The sequence below is a fragment of the Pseudonocardia yunnanensis genome, assembly GCF_039534065.1.
GTDB lineage: Bacteria > Actinomycetota > Actinomycetes > Mycobacteriales > Pseudonocardiaceae > Pseudonocardia > Pseudonocardia yunnanensis.
Genome location: NZ_BAAAUS010000064.1, coordinates 138,904 through 157,280 on the forward strand (window position 1 = coordinate 138,904; position 18,377 = coordinate 157,280).

Consider the following 18,377-nt stretch of genomic DNA (forward strand, 5'->3'; position numbering starts at 1 on the left):
GACGTGTCAGCGCACCTCGATCACGTGGACAACGCGGTCCAGCGCGCGGAAGTCGTCGGCATTGCGGGTGGCGAGGCTCAGGCCGTGGCGCTCGGCGGTCGCGGCGATGAGCAGGTCGAGGCGCCGTGGACGAGGGTTTCGCCCTGCGGCTCGAACCATGTTGGCAAGCAGGCCGTACGACCCGGCAACAGCGCTGTCGAGCGGGATCACGTCCATGGCGTCGACGATGGCTCCCAGGCGGCGCCTGCGTCGCAGCCGCTCCTCGGCATCCGCAGAGGCGCCGACCCCGTACTCCAGTTCGGCGATTGTGACCGCGCTGACCGCGACGTAGTCGGCGATGGACACAAGGCCTGCGGTCGGCGGCGTGATCACGACGGACGTATCCAGCAGCACCTGACGGGCGACTCCGCCTGTCGTCACCGTTCGCCGTCCCGATCCCACGGGTCGGAGGAATGTTCGTCGCCGAAGAGTTCGTCGGCTTCGGCGACATCGCGCGCCCACTGGCCGGGATCAGGTGCGGGTCCGGAGGCGGTCAAGAGCTCGTCGAGTTCGGCGGCAGGTACCAGGCGCCTCCGAGAGGTCGTCCGCTGATGCGGCACCAGATCGGCGACTGCACGTCCGTGGACCGTCACGGTGAAGGACTCGCCTTCGGCCACCCGCCGCATGATCTCGGCGTTGTTGTTGCGCAGCTCGGACTGCCTGATGGACTCGGCCACGCTCGCCACGATAGCTATGGGATAGCGTTATCGCTATCGCGGGTCGAGGCCGATGTCCGTGCCATGACGCCCACGAACACTCGATCGTGCAGTTAAGGCTCCGTTCGACGTGATTGGCGGCGGTGATCGCGCGTTACCTCCCCAGTACCGAGCGCGACGATCAAGGGGAAGTGGCCATGGACTTGCTGACGCCGGAGCTGCTGGCGGAGATCAACGCCGTGTGGGACGCGAACCAGGCGGGCAAGATCACTGTTCAGGAGGCGTCGCGCCAGGCGAACGAGCTGCTCGGCACCCCGCCCGTCGACGCCCACCGGGAGCGCCGGGTGGCGTACACGGCGCGCATGAGCGCCCGGTGACCTGAGGCGATCAGGGACGAGCACCGACAGGGGCACCTCGGTCCCGTGTGGCACGCGGATGGCGCACGTGTCGACCGGGAAACTGGCGGAACGTGCTGAATCGCAGCGCGCGGCGCCAAATGGACATCCGTCGCGAACCGCTGGGTATGAGCTACGCCATATGTCCACCCTGAACGCAAAGATCGACCCAACCGTGTGTGGCATGTCGGCCGGTGCAGAAGGTGGCGGCTCACAACGGAAGGACTGAAATGTCTCGTAGCTGGGTTCGGCGCGTCCTGGTCGCCGCTGCTGCTGGCGCCGTGGCTGTCGCCGCACTTAGTCTCGCCGGCGTCACCGGTGCATCCGCCGCAGTGCCCACTGCAGCCGCATCCGGAAATCTCGTGGCGGTTCCCGTGGCCCTCGAGTCAGCTGCTCAACCCGCTGCTCCTTCCGCCCCGATGCCGGGGGATCCCGGTGAGTTCGACGTCTTCAACAATGCGGAGTTCCAGGGTGGTTTCGCCAACCTCACCAACGCCACGATCCCCGATCTGGGCGCCGACAACCTGAACCTGAACGACCTGATCTCGTCTGCCGTCAACAACTCCGGCACGATGATGTGCCTGTTCCCCGACCCCAACTTCACGGGGCAGCCGATTCAGTTCCCCCCGAACACTCAGCTCGGTCAGTTCGACCAGAACGAGAACGACACGATCTCGTCGGTGCGACCCTGCAACTGACGTTCCGCGCAGTGCGCGTACCGCGCGACGGCTCGAATCCTTCACCGGCGATGGCCGGACGAGACGGCTCCTGACCAGCTGAGTGCTGGCAGGGGCCGTTCTCGTCGTGCCCGTGGTGTCCGGGTCGTGTCGCGGGGCGGCCCCGGAGGTCGGGATTCGCCTGCTCCGGTTCGCTGGTCGCGGACTTCTGCAGTGGCCCACATGCCTGTACACGGGTGGTGCGAGAGCCGTGTTCACCGGGGCATGGGTAGCAACACCACTCGTTCTCACGCCAATCGAACCGCTAGTAATCTTCTGATGCGCGCCCATCGCTATTCGTGCCGGTCGGCCTTACCGCAATCCCGCAGCAATGATCGAGCCCTACATAGTGTGTATCTCATCACATCTGCCACCTGAACGGTAAGACGAGGTAATGCGTGTAACGGCATGTCGGTCACCGCAATGGGCGGTGGCTCGGACGGGAGGACTCGGAATGTCTCGCAGTTGGATTCGGCGGAATGTGGTTGGCGCGGCCGCCGGGACCCTGGCGCTCGTAGCCCTGACGTTGGGTGCCGTTACCGTCGGCACGGCGGCTGCCGCACCTGCGGCGTCGACGGCCGGCGCGGCCGGAGCGCAGCCTGCCGCCGTTGCCGCTGCGCACGGGGGCGACAACGAGTTCGACCTCTTCGAGAATGCCAATTTCGACGGCTTTTTCGCGAACTTCGACAGCACCAAGGTCCAGAGCCTCACCGCATTCAAGGTGCAGGGCAATCCGAACCAGGATCAGAACGACTTCTTCTCGTCCATCGCCAACAACTCGCAGACGGCGATGTGTGTGTACTCGGACATCAACTTGAAGGGCAAGAGCCTGCTCATCAACCCGGGTGTGACCGTGTCCAACCTCGCGGCTGCCCAGCTCGGCGGCGGCCAGACCTTCGACCTGAACGACCAGATCAGCTCGCTTGCGCCTGCGATCCCGAACCCCGCAACGGGAACGCTCGGCTGCCCCACGGCATGACCTTCCGGACATCCAATTTTTGTTGATGGTTGGAATGTGCTCCCGAGTGCGGCTTCCGGGTCCGTCGCGACGCGTTCTCGCAGGGAGTGTGAAATCTGCACGCTCGAATGAAGCTCAGGACCCGGGCCCATGCCTTGCAGGAACGTCCGTCGGCGACGGACGCCGGCTCACCACGGAAGGACCGACATGTCTCGTACCTGGCGTTGGCGAACTCTGTCTGCGGTGGCTACCGGTGCCATGGCGCTGGTAGCGGTATCCCTCGGCGGTCCCCTCGCTGCGACGGCCTCCGCGGCGACGCCCACCGCGGCGACGCCCACCGCGGCGACGCCCACCGCGGTGACGCAGCTGGTACCCCCGTGCGGCCAGGGGGGAGGCCCGAACAAGTTCGAGGTCTTCGACAACCCGAACTTCTCGGGTGCCTGTCAGGACGCCACCAACCCGGTTCCCGACGAGTCCAATCCTGTATTCAACTTCAACGACAAGCTCAGTTCTGTCGTCAACAACACGGACACGGAGATGTGCCTGTTCGTCGACAGCAACTTCGGAAGCATCAGCTTCCGATCCGAGCCGCACACCAAGCTGGCGTCGATCGGCGACCCGTTCAACAACTCGATCAGCTCGATCGAGCCCTGCCCCTAGTCGGGACGGGCGTCCGGCTCATGTGAGCGATACGCGCCGGCGCAGCCAGCCGTACCAGGCGTCGAGCCCGTCACCGCGGGTCGCGGAGATCTCCAGCACCTCGACGGCGGGGTTGGCCCGGCGCCCGTAGGCGATGCAGGCGGCCACGTCGAAGTCGACGTAGGGGAGCAGGTCGACCTTGTTCACGAGCATCAGGTCGGCAGTGCGGAACATGTGGGGGTACTTGAGCGGCTTGTCGGCGCCCTCGGTCACCGACATGATCACGACCCTGCCGGCCTCGCCGAGATCGAACAGCGCGGGACAGACGAGGTTGCCGACGTTCTCGACGAAGAGCAGGGAGCCCGGTTCGGGTGCGAGGGTGCTGAGCCCCGCGGCGACCATGTCGGCGTCGAGGTGGCAGCCTGCGCCGGTGTTGATCTGCACGACGCGCGCTCCGGTGGCGCCGATGCGCTCGGCGTCGAGCAGGGTCTCCTGGTCGCCTTCCAGCACCGCGCACGGCAACTCGTCGCCGAGGTCGCGGATCGTGCGGGTCAACAGCGTGGTCTTGCCCGAGCCTGGTGAGCTCATCAGGTTGAGCGCGATCACGTCCCGGTCGGCGAGCCACTGCCGGTTGAGTGCAGCGAGGTCGTCGTTCTTCGCCAGGAGGTCGACCTCGAGCGCCACGGTCCGCGTGTCCGGCTCGGTGTGGTCGTGTCCGTGACCGTGCGGGTGGTCATGGTCGTGTCCGTGGGAGTGGTCGTGCGGGGGTGGGCCCGGCCGGGCCAGGTCGGTCAGCCGGACGCCCGTGTCGTCGGAGCAGCCGCACGTCGCGCACACCTCAGACCACCTCCACCTCTCGGATCCGCAGCTCTCGTCCGCCCTGCACCTCGACGTCCGCGCTGCCGCAGTCACACAGCGGTAACACCTCGCCGGTCTCGAACGCCACTCCACAGGTGCGGCAGGCCGCCTTGCCGGGCGGCTCGTCGATCTCCAGGGTGGCGCCCTCGCACGTGGTGCCGGCCGCCACCATCTCGAAGCAGAAGCGGACGGCGTCCGGCACCAGGCCGGAGAGCTGCCCGACCTCCAGCCGGATCCGGCACACGCGTGCGTCCCGCATCCGCTGGGTCACGGTGGTGACGACGGTCTGGGTGATCGACAACTCGTGCATCGACGCCGACTGCCTAGCAGATCCGGGGCAGCGGGTCGCCCACCAGCAGATCCACGATCCGCGTTCCTCCGAACGAGGTGCGCAGCAGCACCAGCCCCGGCGGGTCGTCCTTGATCGTCCCGATCGCGGCGGCGCCCTCGCCGAGGGGGTGGGCACGCAGCGCGGCCAGCGCCGCATCCGCCTGGTCCGGAGCCACGACGGCGACGAGCCTGCCCTCGCAGGCGACGTAGAGCGGGTCGATGCCGAGCAGTTCCGACGCGCCGTTGACGACGGGCCGCACCGGCAGTGAGGCCTCGTCGAGCACCACGGCCACCTGGGCGGCCGTGGCCACCTCGTTGCAGATCGTGGCCACGCCCCCGCGGGTGGCGTCGCGCAGGAGCCGCACGCCGTCGCCCGCCGCGTCCAGCAGCCCGGCGCTGATCTCGTGCAGCGGTGCGGTGTCGGAGACGATGTCGGCGGAGATGTCGAGCTCACCGCGCGCCAGCATGACCGTGATGCCGTGGTCGCCGATGGGGCCCGAGACGAGCACGACGTCGCCGGGACGGGCCGCTGCGGCCGACAGCACCACGTCGCGCTCCAGCACCCCGACGCCTGCCGTGTTGATGTAGAGGCCGTCGGCCTTGCCCCGCTCGACGACCTTCGTGTCGCCGGTGACGATCTGCACGCCTGCCGCCTGCGCGGCAGCCGCCATCGAGGCCACGATGCGCTGCAGGTCGGCGACCGGGAAGCCCTCCTCGAGGATGAACCCGCAGGACAGGTAGAGCGGCCGAGCCCCGCACATCGCGAGGTCGTTGACGGTGCCGTTGACCGCGAGGTCGCCGATGTCGCCGCCGGGGAAGAACAGTGGGGACACCACGTAGGAGTCGGTGGTGAACGCGAGCCGACCGGCCGCGGTGCCGTTCGTCCACATCGGGGCGAGCTGGGCGCCGTCCTCCAGCTTCTCCAGCACCGGATTGCGGAACGCGTCGAGGAACACCGCCTCGATCAGCGTCTGCGTCGCCTTGCCCCCGGCGCCGTGGGCGAGCGTGATCCGTTCCTCCTTGATCCGCGCCTTGCGGGCGCGGGCCTTGGCGATCCGGGCCAGCACCTGCTCCTCGCGGGTGAGGTGCTCGGAGCCTGCGTGCGGGGGGTGCTGAGTTTCCGCGTGCGCGAGCTGGGCCTCCTCGGCGGCGGCCGCCGCGACGGCCTCCTCCGCCCAGTTCGCCCGCGTCGGAATGCCTGGGCCGAGATCCTGTGTCATGTCCGGGTCGCCTCCTTCACGCGCTCCCGGCTGAACCGCCCGAAGTTGTAGTAGGCGGCGCATGCGCCCTCGGACGACACCATGCAGGTGCCGATCGGGGTCTCGGGCGTGCACGCGGTGCCGAAGACCTTGCACTCCCACGGCTTGAGCACTCCCTTGAGCACCTCGCCGCACTGGCAGGCCTTGGGATCGGCCACCCGCACACCCGGCACGAGGAAGATCCGCTCCGCATCGAACCGCGCGTAGCGTTTCCGCACCTGCAGCGCCGAGTGCGAGATGAAGCCGAGCCCCCGCCACTCGAAGTGCGGACGCAGCTCCATCACCTCACCGATCACCTGCAGTGCCCGGGTGTTGCCGTCCCACGGCACCACCCGCGCGTACTGGTTCTCGATCTCGCAGCGGCCCTCCTTGAGCTGCAGCAGCAGCTGGTAGACCGACTGCAGGATGTCCAACGGCTCGAAACCGGCGACGACCAGCGGCTTGCCGGCGTCGCGGGCGATCCATTCGTAGGGCCGGCATCCGATCACCGTGGAGACGTGGCCCGGTCCGATGAACCCGTCGAGTCGCAGGTCGGGAGAGTCCAGGATGGCCTTGATCGCCGGGATGATCGTGACGTGGTTGCAGAAGATCGAGAAGTTGTCGAGACCCTCGGCTTCCGCGCGCAGCACCGTCATCGCCGTGGACGGGGCGGTGGTCTCGAAGCCGATGGCCATGAACACGACGCGCTTGTCGGGGTTCCTCCGTGCGATCTTGAGCGAGTCGAGCGGCGAGTAGACCATCCGGATGTCGGCGCCCGCCGCCTTGGAGTCGAAGAACGACCCCCGGCCACCGGGAACCCGCAGCATGTCGCCGAACGTCGTGAGGATGACGTCGTCGTGCTCGGCGATGGCGATGGCGTCGTCCACGCGGCCCATCGGGATCACGCAGACCGGGCAGCCCGGCCCGTGCACGAGCGACACGGTGTCGGGCAGGTAGTCCTCGAGGCCGTGCTTGTAGATGGTGTGGGTGTGGCCGCCGCAGACCTCCATGAACTTGTACTGCCTGCCGGGCTCGCACAGCGCGGCGATCTGCGTCGCCAGCGTGCGGGCCATGCCCGCATCGCGGAACTCGTCGACGAACCTCATCGCCGTCCCCTTACCTCTGGTCGTGCTGCTAGGTGATGTCGCTGGCGGCGAGCGCCTGGAGCTCGTCGGTGTAGGCGTCGCCGAGACCGGTGAGGAAGTCCAGGGAGGCCTTCGCCTCGGCCTCGTCGATCTTCGACAGGGCGAAACCGACGTGGATGAGGATCCAGTCGCCCGGTTCCAGGTCCTCGTCGCGCAGAAGACCGATGTTCACGGCGCGCTTGACGCCCTCGACGCTGACCATCGCCAGGTCTTCGTGCTCGGCCAGCAGCTCGATGACCTCGCCGGGAATGCCCAGGCACATGCGGATCTCCTCCTACATCCGGCGCATGTCGCGGTACCGGGAGATCTCCCCCCGCGACTGCACGGCGAGTACGGTGCCGGTCGCCGCGACGGCCACCAGCACGAGAAGCAGCAACTTGCGGATCATCTGCTCACTCCTTCGTCGATCATGAGTTCCTTGACGAGAGCGGTCACGGCCCGCACGCCGGGCTCCACCGCTGCGACCACCGCCGGGCTCAGGCCGATGCCCTCGTCGAGGACAGCGGGCTCGCACCCGACGACGAACACGCGCTCCACCGGCCGCTCCAGGCCCATCGACGAGGCGAGCCCGTCGAGCAGCGTGAGCACGGCGGCAGGGTCCATGCCGTGGCCGTCGAGCGCGGGGACCTCGGCTCCGGTCTCGTCCCGGGCGCCGTCGAGGTCGTGTTCGAGGGTGTAGACGGTGCCGGGCTGACCGCCGCGCTGCGTCGCGTCCACGATCACCAGAGCGCGGTACCCGTCGAGGAGCCGGTAGGCCAGGTGAACGCCCCGGATCCCGCTGTCGACGAGCTCGACACCTGCCGGCAGGCCGCCGCGGCGCTGCAACTGCTCGACCACGGCGACGCCGAAGCCGTCGTCGGAGAGGAACACGTTGCCCACCCCGGCGACGAGGACCCGGCCGGGCGTGCTGCCGTTGCCGCTCATCGGAGCGCCTCGAGCTCGTCGGGGTGGAAGTAGCGGAAGCGGCCGTGGGCGAGCTGCATCTCGGCGCCCGGATCGCCGTCGACCGAGACCGCGACGTGCACGCGTCCGTCCACGTCGTGCACCACGGCCTGCACGGTGGCGCGCATCCCGTCGAGGAAGCGGTCCTGGATGTCGCCGCCGCGACCGGGCCGCAGCACGACCTGGCTGCCCTTGGCCACCGGCACGTCACCGACCATCGTGGTGTCGGTATCGGGGTCGACGGCCGCGTCCTGGGCGGGATCCCACCACGGCAGCAGTTCCGGGGGCCGGTCAGCCGGGCTGTCGGCGCCGAACGCCGCGCCGCCCGTGTCGATCGTCGGGATGTCGGACGCCGCTGCCGCGGGCCGCATCGAGCGGATCACCCCGTGCAGCCGTTCCATGATCTCCGGCGGCATGGCGTCGACCGCGTCGATGATGCCTGCGGCGCGCGGGTCGGTCGCGCGCGCCTCGGCCTTCTCCTCGTCGGTGAGTACGAGCGTCCGGAGCGTGAGGATCTCGTCGTTCTCGAGGCCGTCGAAGAGGTTGATCGTGCTCTCGGGAGCCAGCTGCGGGTGGTCGGCCAGGATGATCGGCGAGGACAGCAGAAGGTCGCTGCGGTCGGCCGGTCCGGCGAGTACCGGCCAGGTGTGCTCGTTGACGCACTTCGTGGTGGCCGGTTCGGCCCACTGCGGCGGGTCGGTGAGCGACAGGAACGCTCCAGGGCGGGCTGCGATCAGCGTGTGTGCCGCGATCAGCGATGTGCGCAGCACCTCCTCGCGGGGGGCGCCGGGCGCGCAGCCGCCGTCGTTGACGATGTCGAGCCGCAGCCGGTGCACCAGGTAGGGCCCCGCGATGTCGGAGGCCGAGACGACCAGCCGGGCGGTCACCGGCCAGCACTCGCGCCGGAGCCGGCCCGCGACCGCGCCAGCGGCGTCCCGGATCTCCTCGGTCTCCCGCGTCCCGTGCAGCAGGATCGGGACGGTGACCTCTTCGTGCAGCACGGCGTCGAGATCCAGCACCGCGTCGACGTGGCGGGGCACGCCCTCCTCGAACCGCAGGTGCCGCCGGCCGTCGACCACCAGTTCCGGCACCGGTGTGCCGTCCGGGGTGAGTGGCGAGCGGGCCTGCAGCTGCAGGCAGCGCAGCCGGACGTACAGCTGCGTGCCGCCGTCGCGGCCGGGTTCGAGCAGGCATTCCATGCGGTTGCGGGTGGGCTCGCTGCCGTCGGTCTCGGGGGTGAGCACGCCGAACTGCCAGCGCAGCCGGTTCTTCTGCGCCGTCGCCCGGTAGGGGTAGAGCAGGTAACCCTCGAACAACACCGCGTCGGCGACGGCCGCGACCTCGTCGAACAGGGTGCCGGGATCGGTCATCGCTCGGCCTCCTTCAGGAGGTGCTCGAACGTCTCGTCCCAGTTCGGGATCGTCCGCTCGGAGCGGTAGGCGGACAGCGCGTCGAGGGTCCTCGTGCCGACCCGGATCCATCCCGAGCCGGGGAAGTGCGCGTCCATCGCCGCGCGCCACGTCGCGACGGGGAGCCGGAAGGTCGCCTCCTCGTGCCAGGAGACCAGCCCGACCTGAACTCCGGCGAGGCCCCCGTAGTACACGACGCCGGAGAACAGGAACACGAGCGAAACAGCCCTGGCCTCGGCCCTGTCCTCGCGGCTGTCCTCGGCACCGTCCTCGCCGTCGGCGGTGAGGCCGTGGAAGTACTTCGTGGACGCGACGTCGAGGTCGTAGGTGAGCGGCACCGAGATCGGCACGACCGTCGAGTCGGTGAAGCCGGTGACGGTCGTGCTGATCTGGGCGAACTGCAGGGGGTTGAGCGTCTCTCCCCACCGTGCGGGCGCCCCGAACAGATCGGCGAGCTTCCCTGTCTCCTCGGGGGTGTAGCTGCGGCCGCGCGGCTCGATCCGGATCTGGGTCCGCAGGGCCACCGAGTGCACGCGCTGCCCGCCGTCGTGGCTGACCTGTACGTCGAACACCAGTGACGGTCCGGCCGCGTAGGGCTCCGGCCGGGCTCCGATGCAGGCGAAGCTCAGCACCTCAGGCCTCCGGTCCGGTGGCGGGTGGGACGGGTCGCGCTTGCTCGCGCAGGTCGTCGAAGAAGCCGTCGATCTCGTGCCACGCCTCGGCGCCGCCGTCGAAGCCACGCCAGTGCAGCTTCACCAGTCCGACGAGCCGGTAGCAGGCGTCGATCGGCACGAGGAGACCCTCGGCCGATCCGGCGGCTCCCGACCCCGCCCTGTCCCGGCGGACGAGGAGCGCCTCGACGTCGGGCTCCAGCTCGGCGGCGAGGCGACCGGCGCCCAGCCCGGCGGCCCAGGACTCGAGCCCCAGCTCACTCTCCGTGGCACCGGCAGGGCTCGGATAGCAGGCGATGACCTTTCCCTGTGCGGAGTTGTGCAGGAAGAAGGCCATGGCGACGGGGATCTGCAGCTCGTCCCACTGGGCGTCGGTCAGACGGAAGTCAGGGTCGGACAGATACCGGTCCGGCACACGGCGGTAGCCGCCCCCGCCCGCTCCCGGGTTGTCGAACAGGAAGCCGCACGGCCCGCACGCGCAGAGCATCCGGCGCTCGGCGACCTGCACGAGGTGCGGGTGCTGCGGAGGCACCGGGGTGGCGCACAGCTCGCAGACCTCCTGCACCGGTTCCTGCTCCACGGAGTCGACCAGGAACCGGCGTAGCGAGGAGATCCCGGGCATTCAGCCCACCCTCTTCGGGGACGCCGACGGGCGCACCCCGATCTGCAGCAGAGCCGGGCCCGCCGGCACGGCGTCGAAGACCACGCCCGCCACCTCCGGGGCCAGCTCCGTGATCGACGCGGCCACCACGTCCTTCACGGTGTCGGTCCCGCAGCCGCCGCCTTCGATCTGCACATGCACCCGGCCCTCGTCGTCGAGCCCGGCGAGGGCGAGGCCGGAGCCGTGCGAGCCGAGCCTGCGCGTTGCCGCGCCCATCGCGTGCGTGAGCCGCTGATCGAGCGGCACAGGGTGTAGGTCGTGCAGCGCGAGCAGGCCGGCGACCAGCGGATCTGCCGCCATCCGGTGCACGATCGTGTCCCCGGCACCTGCCCGGACGATGGAGACCATCTGCTCCAGGCCTGCGCCGTAGAACCGCATCAGCACCCGCACCAGCTCTTCCGCCGCATGCCCCACCGCGGGGCCGCCGTCCGCCGTTATGCCCTCGAGGAGTTCCTCGATTCGGCCGGCGAGCCCCTGCGGATCCAGGTCGGTCGAAGCCACTGCTGCCGCTCAGATCGTGTTGAGCATCGACGGCGACGTCATGCGGTGCAGCGGTTTCCCGTCGCCCTTGTACATGTGCACGCCGCACGGCAGGCAGGGGTCGAAGCTGCGGACCGCCCGCATGATGTCGATGCCCTTGAAGTCCTCGTTGCGACTCTCCTCGAAGATCGGCGTGTTCTGCACGGCGTCCTCGTACGGACCGGGCGTGCCGAACGTGTCGCGCACGCTGCCGTTCCAGGGCGTCGGCGGGTACGGGTGGTAGTTCGCGATCTTGCCGCCGCGGATCACCATGTGGTGCGACAGCACGCCGCGGACCGCCTCGGTGAACCCGACACTGATCGCCTCGTCCGGGACGACGAACTTCTCCCAGGTCTTGGTGTGGCCGCCGCGCACCTCGGCGAGTGCCTTCTCGATGAAGTGCAACGCACACGCGGCCGCGTAGGCCTGGAAGTAGGTGCGCGCCCGGTTGCGCTCGACCGCGTTGGACAGCGGCCGGCCCTGCTTGTCGTGCGGGATCCGCCACTCGAAGCTCACCTCGGGCTTGAGCGCGGTGCGCGGCAGGTTGATCTGCACGCTGTTGCCCGTGGCCTTGACGAAACCGATGTCGACCAGGCCGCCCAGAGCCGTGGCCCACAGCCGGGCCAGCGGACCGCCGCCGGTGTCGAGGGCGAGGTGATCCTTGCCGTCGAACCAGCGCGGCGACATCGTCCAGCTGTACTTGTCGTCGAAGTCGCGCTTCTGCGGCGCCGGGATCGTGTGCTGGTTCCACGGGTGCCTGCGGTCGACCGGGTTGCCCAGCGGGTCCTGCGTCGCGAACATCTCCTGGTCCTCCCAGTCCCGGTAGAACGAGCTACCGAGCAGGATGCGGATCCCGAGGTTGATGTCCACGAGGTCGTTGGTGACCAGGTTGCCGTCCACGACGATGCCGGGCGTGACGAACATCTTCCGGCCCCAGCCGGTCATCGTCCGGTACTGGAAGTCGCAGTGCTCCGGGTCGTTGAACGCGCCCCAGCAGCCGAGCAGCACGCGCCGGCGTCCGACCTCCTCGTAGCCCGGCAGGGCCTCGTACATGAAGTCGAAGAGGTCGTCGTGCATCGGCACGACGCGCTTCATGAACTCCACGTACCGCATGAGCCGGGAGTAGTAGTCGGTGAACAGCTGGATCGTGGCCACCGTGCCGACGCCGCCCGGGTACAGCGTGGAGGGGTGCACGTGGCGGCCCTCCATCAGGCAGAACATCTCCCGCGTGTACCGGCTGACCTGCAGTGCCTCGCGGTAGAAGTCGCCGGTGAACGGGTTGAGCGCCCGCATGATGTCGCCGATGGTCTTGTAGCCGTGCTCGGCGCCGTGCGGCGACTCCGTGCGGTTGGCCAGTTCGAGCACCCCCGGGTTGGTCTCCGCGATCATCCGCTCGCAGTAGTCCACCCCGACCAGGTTCTCCTGGAAGATGTTGTGGTCGAACATGTACTCGGCGGCCTCGCCGAGGTTGATGATCCACTCGCCCAGATGCGGCGGGCGCACCCCGTAGGCCATGTTCTGGTTGTAGACGGAACAGGTCGCGTGGTTGTCGCCGCAGATGCCGCAGATCCGGCTGGTGATGAAGTGGGCGTCGCGCGGGTCCTTGCCCTTCATGAAGATCGAGTAGCCGCGGAAGATCGACGAGGTGGAATGGCACTCGGCGACACGTTTCTGCGAGAAGTCGATCTTGGTGTAGATCCCGAGGCTTCCGACGATCCGGGTGATCGGATCCCAGGCCATCTCGGTGAGCCCGGTCTTGTCGGTACCGGTGCCCGACGGCTTTGCCTGTGTGGTGGTCATCGACGCGTTCCCCTTACCAGGACTTCTTGAAGCCGGTGGTCAGCTCGCGCCCGTTCTTGCGCCAGCTCGGTTCCTTGTCGAGCTTCCGTTCCGTGATCCCACGCAGCCTGCGGATGATCGCTCCGTACGCGCCGCTGGCGGCACCGGAGACCCTGCTTCCGGGAGGTGCGTCCATGAAGGGCATGAACTTGTCCGGGAAGCCGGGCATCGTGCAGCCGATGCAGATCCCGCCCACGTTCGGGCAGCCGCCCACACCGTTGATCCAGCCCCGCTTGGGGACGTTGCACTTGACCACGGGGCCCCAGCAGCCCAGCTTCACCAGGCACTTCGGTGAGCCGTACTCGGTGGCGAACTGGCCCTGCTCGTAGTAGCCGCCGCGGTCGCAGCCCTCGTGCACCGTCTGGCCGAAGAGCCAGGTGGGGCGCCCTTCCTTGTCCAGCGGGATCATCGGCGCCGCACCGGTGGCCTGGTAGAGCAGGTAGAGGATCGTCTCGGAGAGGTTGTCGGGCTGGATCGGGCAACCGGGCACGTTGACGATCGGGATGCCGGCCGGCGTCGTGAAGTTCCAGCCGAGGTAGTCGCGTACGCCCATGGCGCCGGTCGGGTTGCCCGCCATCGCGTGGATGCCGCCGTAGGTGGCGCAGGTACCCACCGCGAGCACGACGAGCGCCTTGGGCGCGAGGCGGTCGAGCCATTCGCTCGTGGTCATCGGCTGGCCCGTCTCCGGGTTGTTGCCGAAACCGCACCAGTAGCCTTCTGGCTTGATCTTCTCGTTGGGAATCGATCCCTCGACCACCAGCACGAACGGATCGAGCTCGCCCCGTTCGGCCTTGAAGAACCACTCGATGAAGTCGTTGTTGCCACCGACCGGGCCGTTGTCGAAGTCGATGAGCGGCCAGTGGACGGCGATCTTCGGGAGGCCTGGCAGGGCCCCGAGGGCGATCTCCTCGATGCTGGGCTGGGTTGCCGCGGTCAGCGCGACCGAGTCACCGTCGCAGCTCAGGCCGGCGTTGATCCACAGAACGTGGACGGTCGGTGCCTCGGCCTCCGTGGTGGACGCTTCCGTCGTGGACATGGCGGTCCCCTCGATGGCGCTGCCCCGTGGGGCGGCGCCTGTCCGACGTGGTGGGAAAGTCCGTTGTAACGGCCTGGGCCGGGCGCAGTAAGTGATCGCGGTCACTAGATGTTGCCGACACTGAGCGGATCGGGTGGCCCCGTGCCTGCGCATGATCAACGATCCGGCTCGGTTTCACCGAGCGTCAGGAACTGGTTCGCAATCGTGGTAATCGCGGAGAAATCATCGCTCGATTCCGGCGGCCATCGAAATCCGCTCATAATATTGACGATTATTGATCGTCGGACCGGATCGGGAGTACGTAGTGCCGTTGACGCGCAGATCGTTCATGAAGGGCCTCGGAGTCACCGGGGGCGCGGGGATGATGTATGGGGCAATGTCTGCTATCGGACTGGCCCCGGCTGCGGCACAAGAACCGTTCCGTGCGCCCGAACCGGGCGACCTCGTCGGGCAGGGCCCTGGCCACCACACGGTCACCGTTCTCGGGGCCGGGCCTGCGGGTCTCTGCACGGCATACGAGCTGGGCAAGGCGGGTTACGACGTCACGGTGCTGGAGGCGCGTTTTCGCCCGGGAGGGCGAGTCTGGTCCATCAGGGGCGGCACGGAGGAAACAGATCTCGACGGGGAGACACAGCGCAGTACGTTCTCCGAGGGACATTTCCTCAACATGGGTGCCACCCGGATCCCGCAAGGCCACGTCACGCTCGACTATTGCCGGGAGCTCGGTGTGGCGATCCAGGCATTCCCGAATCAGAACGCGAACGCATTGGTCAACTACACCAGTGAAACACCTTTGACCAAGACGTCGATGACCTACCGGGCCGCGCGGGCCGACACCTATGGGTACATCTCGGAGTTGTTGCAGAAGGCCGCCTCCCGGGGCGCCCTCGACGACGTGCTGAGCGCCGACGACAAGCAGGCTCTCGCGGAGTTCCTCAAGGACTTCGGCGACCTCAGCAGCGATGGGCGCTACCTCGGCTCCAGCCGGCGCGGGTACACGTCCGAGCCAGGTGCGGGCATCGACGACGGCACCCGCTTACCGCCGCCGCCTGCCCTGTCCGACGTGGTCCGCAGCGGGATCGGGCGCAACTTCGGGTTCGAGCTCGAGAACGACCAGGCGATGATGATGTACACCGCCGTCGGCGGGATGGACCAGATCTACCACGCGTTCCACCGCAGGCTCGGCGACCGCGTCCGCTTCGGAGCGGTCGTCACGTCGATGCGCAACGTGCCGGAGGGCGTCACCGTCGAGTACACCCACGGCGGTGTGGGCCGGTCGATCACCAGCGACTACGTGGTCTGCACGCTCCCGCCGCACCTCGTGGCGCGGCTGCGCACCAACCTCGCCCCGGACGTGCTCGCCGCCTTGCGCGCGCCCAAGGCGGTGGCGTCGGGAAAGCTCGGCATCGAGTACTCGAACCGCTGGTGGGAGACCGAACAGCGGATCTACGGCGGCGTGAGCAACACCGACAAGGACATCCGCGAGATCATGTTCCCTTTCGACCACTTCCACGGTGACCGGGGCATCGTGGTCGCCTACTACAGCACGGGGAAGCGCCAGGAGATCTTCGAGCCGCTCAGCCACCGCCAGCGGCTGGCCAAGGCACTTGCGGAGGGAGCGGAGATCCACGGCGAGAGCTACACGAAGAACGTGGGTCCGTCGTTCTCGGCCGCCTGGCGGCGCATCCGCTACTCCGAGTCGGCGTGGGCATCGTGGAGCTCCAAGAGCCCCGAGTACAAGCTGCTCCTGCAACCGGCCGACAAGATCTACTTCGCCGGCGACTACCTCTCGCACGCGCTGTCGTGGCAGCACGGTGCGTTGACCTCGGCCCGTGCTGCCGTCGCCGCCGTGCATGCCCGCGCCGCCGGTCCGCGCTGACTGCGTGCCGACCGGCGGCTACGCCATGATCTCCGCGACGATGCGCTCGGCGTAGGTGCGGAGGAGCTCGGTCAGGTCCTCGTCGTCGCTCCGTACGCGCCCGGTCCTCCCGATCGCGGCGATGCACCCGATCACCGTCATCCGGTTGTCCCGCAGCGGCACGGCCAGCGCCGATCGACCCACCTTGATCTCGTCCACCTCGTGGGCGACGCCGGACTCCCGGATCCTGCGGAGCTCGACGGCCAGCACGTCCGGCTCCACGATCGTGCGTCCGGTGAGCGGCCGCAGGGGTGCGGGGAGCCCGAGCTCGGGCCGGTGGGAGAGCAACAGCTTCCCGATCGCCGACGCGTGCAGGTGCGTGCGGATGACGTTCTCCCCGGCCAGCTCGTGGTCGGGGTCGCGGTCCACCAGCCGGATGCGGTCGTCGGCGTAGGACGCGACGAAGATGCCGAACCGCACGCGAGCTCGCAGTTGCTCGACCACCGCGTTGGCCGCCCGGAAGTCCTCCGATGCGGTGCCGCCCACCGCACCGGCCAGCTCGCGGGTCCGTCGTCCGAGCGCGAAGCCGGAGAGGTCGGAGACCCGCACGAGGAATCCGTCGGCGACGAGGAGGTTCAGCAGCCGGTACGCCGTGGCCGGGGGGATCCCGCTGAGGCTCGAGATGTCCCTGGCCGTGGCGCCCGAGCCGAGCTGGGCGACCGCCTCCAGCAACACCAGCGCCTTCTGCGCCGCTCGTGTCTCATGGCCACCGGGTTCGTGCGGCCGGTGCGTGACCGCGGCCATCAGGAGGCGTCGGTCGAAGAGCCGCCGCGATGCCCGCGCCCGGGTGGTGCCCGGCCTGCGACGAGGACGGGGTTGCCGTGGGCGTCGGGGGCGAACACACCGGCGCCGGGCAGCACGTCGTCGGACTCCGCGTGATCGAACGCTCCTACGCGGTCGAGGTCACCGGGGCGTCGCCGGAGCAGGCGGCGGTGCCAGAGCAGGCCGGCGGACAGCAGGGCGGCGATCACGGCCGGCGCGCCGATGTCGGCGTCGACGACCCGTGCCACGACCAGGTAGCCCAGCAGCGCGATCCCGGCGAGGCTCGCCGCGAACGCCGCGAGCAGGACCCCTCTCGTCTGCTCCCGGATCCGGCGCAGGAACCGGATCGAGGCCACCGCCACGAGGACGTAGGCGGCCACGACCATCGCCCGCACGACGTCGCGCAGAGTGTCGCGTACCGGGGAGGGCACGAGCAGGGCGCTCGCCACGGCGACGAGCAGCACGATGACCAGCAGCGCCGCGTAGGGCGTGCGAAACCGGCGGTGCACCGCGGTGAAGAACGGGGGCAGCAGCCGTTCGACACCCATCGAGTACACGAGCCGGGATGCCGCGTGCGACGACGCCGTGGCCGACGCGAGCCACGAGCAGGCCAGCCCGAGGTTCAGGGCGACCACGAGCAGGGTGGGCGCACCCGAGGCGGTGCCGTGCAGGTAGACGTCGACGATCGTGGTGCTGCGGCCCGTCCACGCCGCCCAGGCTGCGAAGACGAACAGGCCCCCGCAGATCATCGGGGTGAGCAGAACCGTGCGGGTGATGGTGACCAGCGGGCGCTTCGCCTCGGGACCGAAGAACGTGGCGCTCTCGAAGCCGGCCAGCGCGAAGACCGCGCCGAGGGCGACGTAGAGCACGCCGTGCGGAGCCGTCACGGGTTCGGCGGGTGGCGTTACGGCCTCTGCGGCCGGCATCAGGGTGAGGGCCAGGATGAAGAGCAGGGATCCGGCCTCGACCGCGAGGATCGCGAGCGCGGCGAAGCGCGCCCCACGGACCAGCACGGCCAGCGCGGCGGCCGCGACCGCGGCGTGCACGGCGAGCGTTGCCAGCGGACCGTCGACGTCGACCCCGACCTCACGGAGCACGGCGGTGAGCGCCGCGCTGCCGCTGTAGAGCGTGAGCGTGGCACTCCCCAGGTACTTGACCAGCACGGCGACGCCGGTGGTGAGAGCTGCGCGCGTGCCGAGACCCTGGAACACGAAGCTGTACAGGCCCCCCGCCGCCGCTTGCCGCCGGGTGAACTGGGTGACGCACAGGGCGATCAGCGAGATCAGGATCGTCGCGCCGATGATCGTCAGTAGTCCGACGAGCGGCGACGCGTTCCGAAGCATCGTCATCGGCAGGACCACCATCGACGCCGCGGGCGCGGTGGTGGCCACCGACTGGGCGAGGACCTCCACCCCGGAGAGCCGCCTGCGTCCGAGGGCACGCAGCGGCGACATCGCGGGTCGATCGAGCTCCTCGGCTGAGAACGACCGGGTGATGGCGTCCGACAGCGCCGACATCGTTCCCTCCGAGGTCATTTCGCCACTGATCGTGACGAAAATTAGGGCCGAGATGTTGCGCTGAGGTTGCCTGCCCGAGTCGAACGGAGCCCCCGGAGTGGGAACCACGCCGGGCGCTCCCACTCCGTG

21 protein-coding genes are annotated in these 18,377 nt (G+C 69.0%); 5 read left to right on the forward strand and 16 right to left on the reverse strand.

Annotation, left to right across the window (positions count from 1 at the left end; genetic code table 11):
- Positions 1–6: 6 nt before the first annotated feature.
- Together ABD743_RS42225 and ABD743_RS42230 are read right to left on the reverse strand one after the other, a co-directional pair.
- Entirely contained in the window at positions 7–420 is a 414-nt protein-coding gene (locus ABD743_RS42225) for a PIN domain-containing protein (RefSeq protein ID WP_344730035.1), read from the reverse strand.
- On the reverse strand, positions 417–716 hold the full coding sequence (locus ABD743_RS42230; protein WP_344730037.1) for a type II toxin-antitoxin system Phd/YefM family antitoxin: 300 nt from the start codon (positions 714–716) through the stop codon (positions 417–419). The genes ABD743_RS42225 and ABD743_RS42230 overlap by 4 nt, the downstream gene beginning before the upstream one ends.
- Positions 717–892: 176 nt before the next feature.
- On the opposite strand from ABD743_RS42230, the gene ABD743_RS42235 reads away from it, so the two are divergent.
- The 4 genes from ABD743_RS42235 (at position 893) to ABD743_RS42250 (ending at position 3,424) form a co-directional block, all read left to right on the forward strand.
- Positions 893–1,072: a hypothetical protein gene (locus ABD743_RS42235; protein ID WP_344730039.1), complete on the forward strand. Its 180-nt coding sequence runs from the start codon at positions 893–895 to the stop codon at positions 1,070–1,072.
- A 212-nt stretch (positions 1,073–1,284) separates the two neighbouring features.
- Positions 1,285–1,788 (forward strand): peptidase inhibitor family I36 protein, encoded by a 504-nt coding sequence (locus ABD743_RS42240; RefSeq protein ID WP_344730040.1) that lies wholly within the window; start codon positions 1,285–1,287, stop codon positions 1,786–1,788.
- A gap of 499 nt (positions 1,789–2,287) precedes the next feature.
- On the forward strand, positions 2,288–2,785 hold the full coding sequence (locus ABD743_RS42245; RefSeq protein WP_344730042.1) for a peptidase inhibitor family I36 protein: 498 nt from the start codon (positions 2,288–2,290) through the stop codon (positions 2,783–2,785).
- Between the two features lie 222 nt (positions 2,786–3,007).
- Positions 3,008–3,424 (forward strand): peptidase inhibitor family I36 protein, encoded by a 417-nt coding sequence (locus ABD743_RS42250; RefSeq protein WP_344730044.1) that lies wholly within the window; start codon positions 3,008–3,010, stop codon positions 3,422–3,424.
- A gap of 18 nt (positions 3,425–3,442) precedes the next feature.
- Here the strand turns inward: ABD743_RS42250 and hypB are convergent, their stop codons facing one another.
- The 12 genes from hypB to ABD743_RS42310 form a co-directional block, all read right to left on the reverse strand.
- Positions 3,443–4,240 carry a hydrogenase nickel incorporation protein HypB gene (gene hypB / locus ABD743_RS42255; RefSeq protein ID WP_379659310.1) on the reverse strand — a complete coding sequence of 266 codons (798 nt, stop codon included), beginning with the start codon at positions 4,238–4,240 and terminating at the stop codon, positions 3,443–3,445.
- Position 4,241: 1 nt separating this feature from the next.
- Entirely contained in the window at positions 4,242–4,571 is a 330-nt protein-coding gene (locus ABD743_RS42260) for a hydrogenase maturation nickel metallochaperone HypA (protein WP_344730046.1), read from the reverse strand.
- Positions 4,572–4,584: 13 nt separating this feature from the next.
- Positions 4,585–5,811 carry a hydrogenase expression/formation protein HypE gene (gene hypE, locus ABD743_RS42265; RefSeq protein WP_344730048.1) on the reverse strand — a complete coding sequence of 409 codons (1,227 nt, stop codon included), beginning with the start codon at positions 5,809–5,811 and terminating at the stop codon, positions 4,585–4,587.
- On the reverse strand, positions 5,808–6,935 hold the full coding sequence (gene hypD, locus ABD743_RS42270; RefSeq protein ID WP_344730050.1) for a hydrogenase formation protein HypD: 1,128 nt from the start codon (positions 6,933–6,935) through the stop codon (positions 5,808–5,810). Before hypD ends, hypE begins: the two co-directional genes overlap by 4 nt.
- Positions 6,936–6,963: 28 nt before the next feature.
- On the reverse strand, positions 6,964–7,236 hold the full coding sequence (locus tag ABD743_RS42275; protein WP_241034392.1) for a HypC/HybG/HupF family hydrogenase formation chaperone: 273 nt from the start codon (positions 7,234–7,236) through the stop codon (positions 6,964–6,966).
- Between the two features lie 122 nt (positions 7,237–7,358).
- Complete coding sequence (locus tag ABD743_RS42280) at positions 7,359–7,898, reverse strand: hydrogenase maturation protease (RefSeq protein ID WP_344730052.1); 540 nt, start codon at positions 7,896–7,898, stop codon at positions 7,359–7,361.
- The gene (locus tag ABD743_RS42285; protein ID WP_344730054.1) at positions 7,895–9,286 is read right to left on the reverse strand and encodes a hypothetical protein; all 1,392 of its coding nucleotides are present in this window, start codon (positions 9,284–9,286) and stop codon (positions 7,895–7,897) included. The genes ABD743_RS42280 and ABD743_RS42285 overlap by 4 nt, the downstream gene beginning before the upstream one ends.
- Positions 9,283–9,957, reverse strand: coding sequence for a DUF6084 family protein (locus ABD743_RS42290; RefSeq protein ID WP_344730056.1), 675 nt, complete (start codon positions 9,955–9,957; stop codon positions 9,283–9,285). The genes ABD743_RS42285 and ABD743_RS42290 overlap by 4 nt, the downstream gene beginning before the upstream one ends.
- A 1-nt stretch (position 9,958) precedes the next feature.
- Positions 9,959–10,618 carry a DUF5947 family protein gene (locus tag ABD743_RS42295; RefSeq protein WP_344730058.1) on the reverse strand — a complete coding sequence of 220 codons (660 nt, stop codon included), beginning with the start codon at positions 10,616–10,618 and terminating at the stop codon, positions 9,959–9,961.
- Positions 10,619–11,158, reverse strand: a complete 540-nt coding sequence (locus tag ABD743_RS42300; RefSeq protein ID WP_344730060.1) for a hypothetical protein — start codon at positions 11,156–11,158, stop codon at positions 10,619–10,621.
- Between the two features lie 9 nt (positions 11,159–11,167).
- Positions 11,168–12,976, reverse strand: coding sequence for a nickel-dependent hydrogenase large subunit (locus ABD743_RS42305; RefSeq protein ID WP_344730062.1), 1,809 nt, complete (start codon positions 12,974–12,976; stop codon positions 11,168–11,170).
- A 13-nt stretch (positions 12,977–12,989) separates the two neighbouring features.
- Positions 12,990–14,051, reverse strand: coding sequence for an NADH-quinone oxidoreductase subunit B family protein (locus tag ABD743_RS42310; RefSeq protein ID WP_344730064.1), 1,062 nt, complete (start codon positions 14,049–14,051; stop codon positions 12,990–12,992).
- Positions 14,052–14,427: 376 nt separating this feature from the next.
- Here ABD743_RS42310 and ABD743_RS42315 point away from each other — a divergent pair, with 376 nt between their 5' ends.
- A complete protein-coding gene (locus ABD743_RS42315; RefSeq protein WP_344730066.1) occupies positions 14,428–15,930 on the forward strand; it encodes a flavin monoamine oxidase family protein in 1,503 nt (500 codons plus the stop codon).
- A gap of 18 nt (positions 15,931–15,948) precedes the next feature.
- Here ABD743_RS42315 and ABD743_RS42320 read toward each other — a convergent pair whose 3' ends face one another.
- Together ABD743_RS42320 and ABD743_RS42325 are read right to left on the reverse strand one after the other, a co-directional pair.
- Positions 15,949–16,713, reverse strand: a complete 765-nt coding sequence (locus ABD743_RS42320; protein ID WP_344730068.1) for an IclR family transcriptional regulator — start codon at positions 16,711–16,713, stop codon at positions 15,949–15,951.
- Complete coding sequence (locus tag ABD743_RS42325) at positions 16,713–18,266, reverse strand: APC family permease (RefSeq protein ID WP_344730070.1); 1,554 nt, start codon at positions 18,264–18,266, stop codon at positions 16,713–16,715. Before ABD743_RS42325 ends, ABD743_RS42320 begins: the two co-directional genes overlap by 1 nt.
- Positions 18,267–18,377 lie beyond the last annotated feature (111 nt).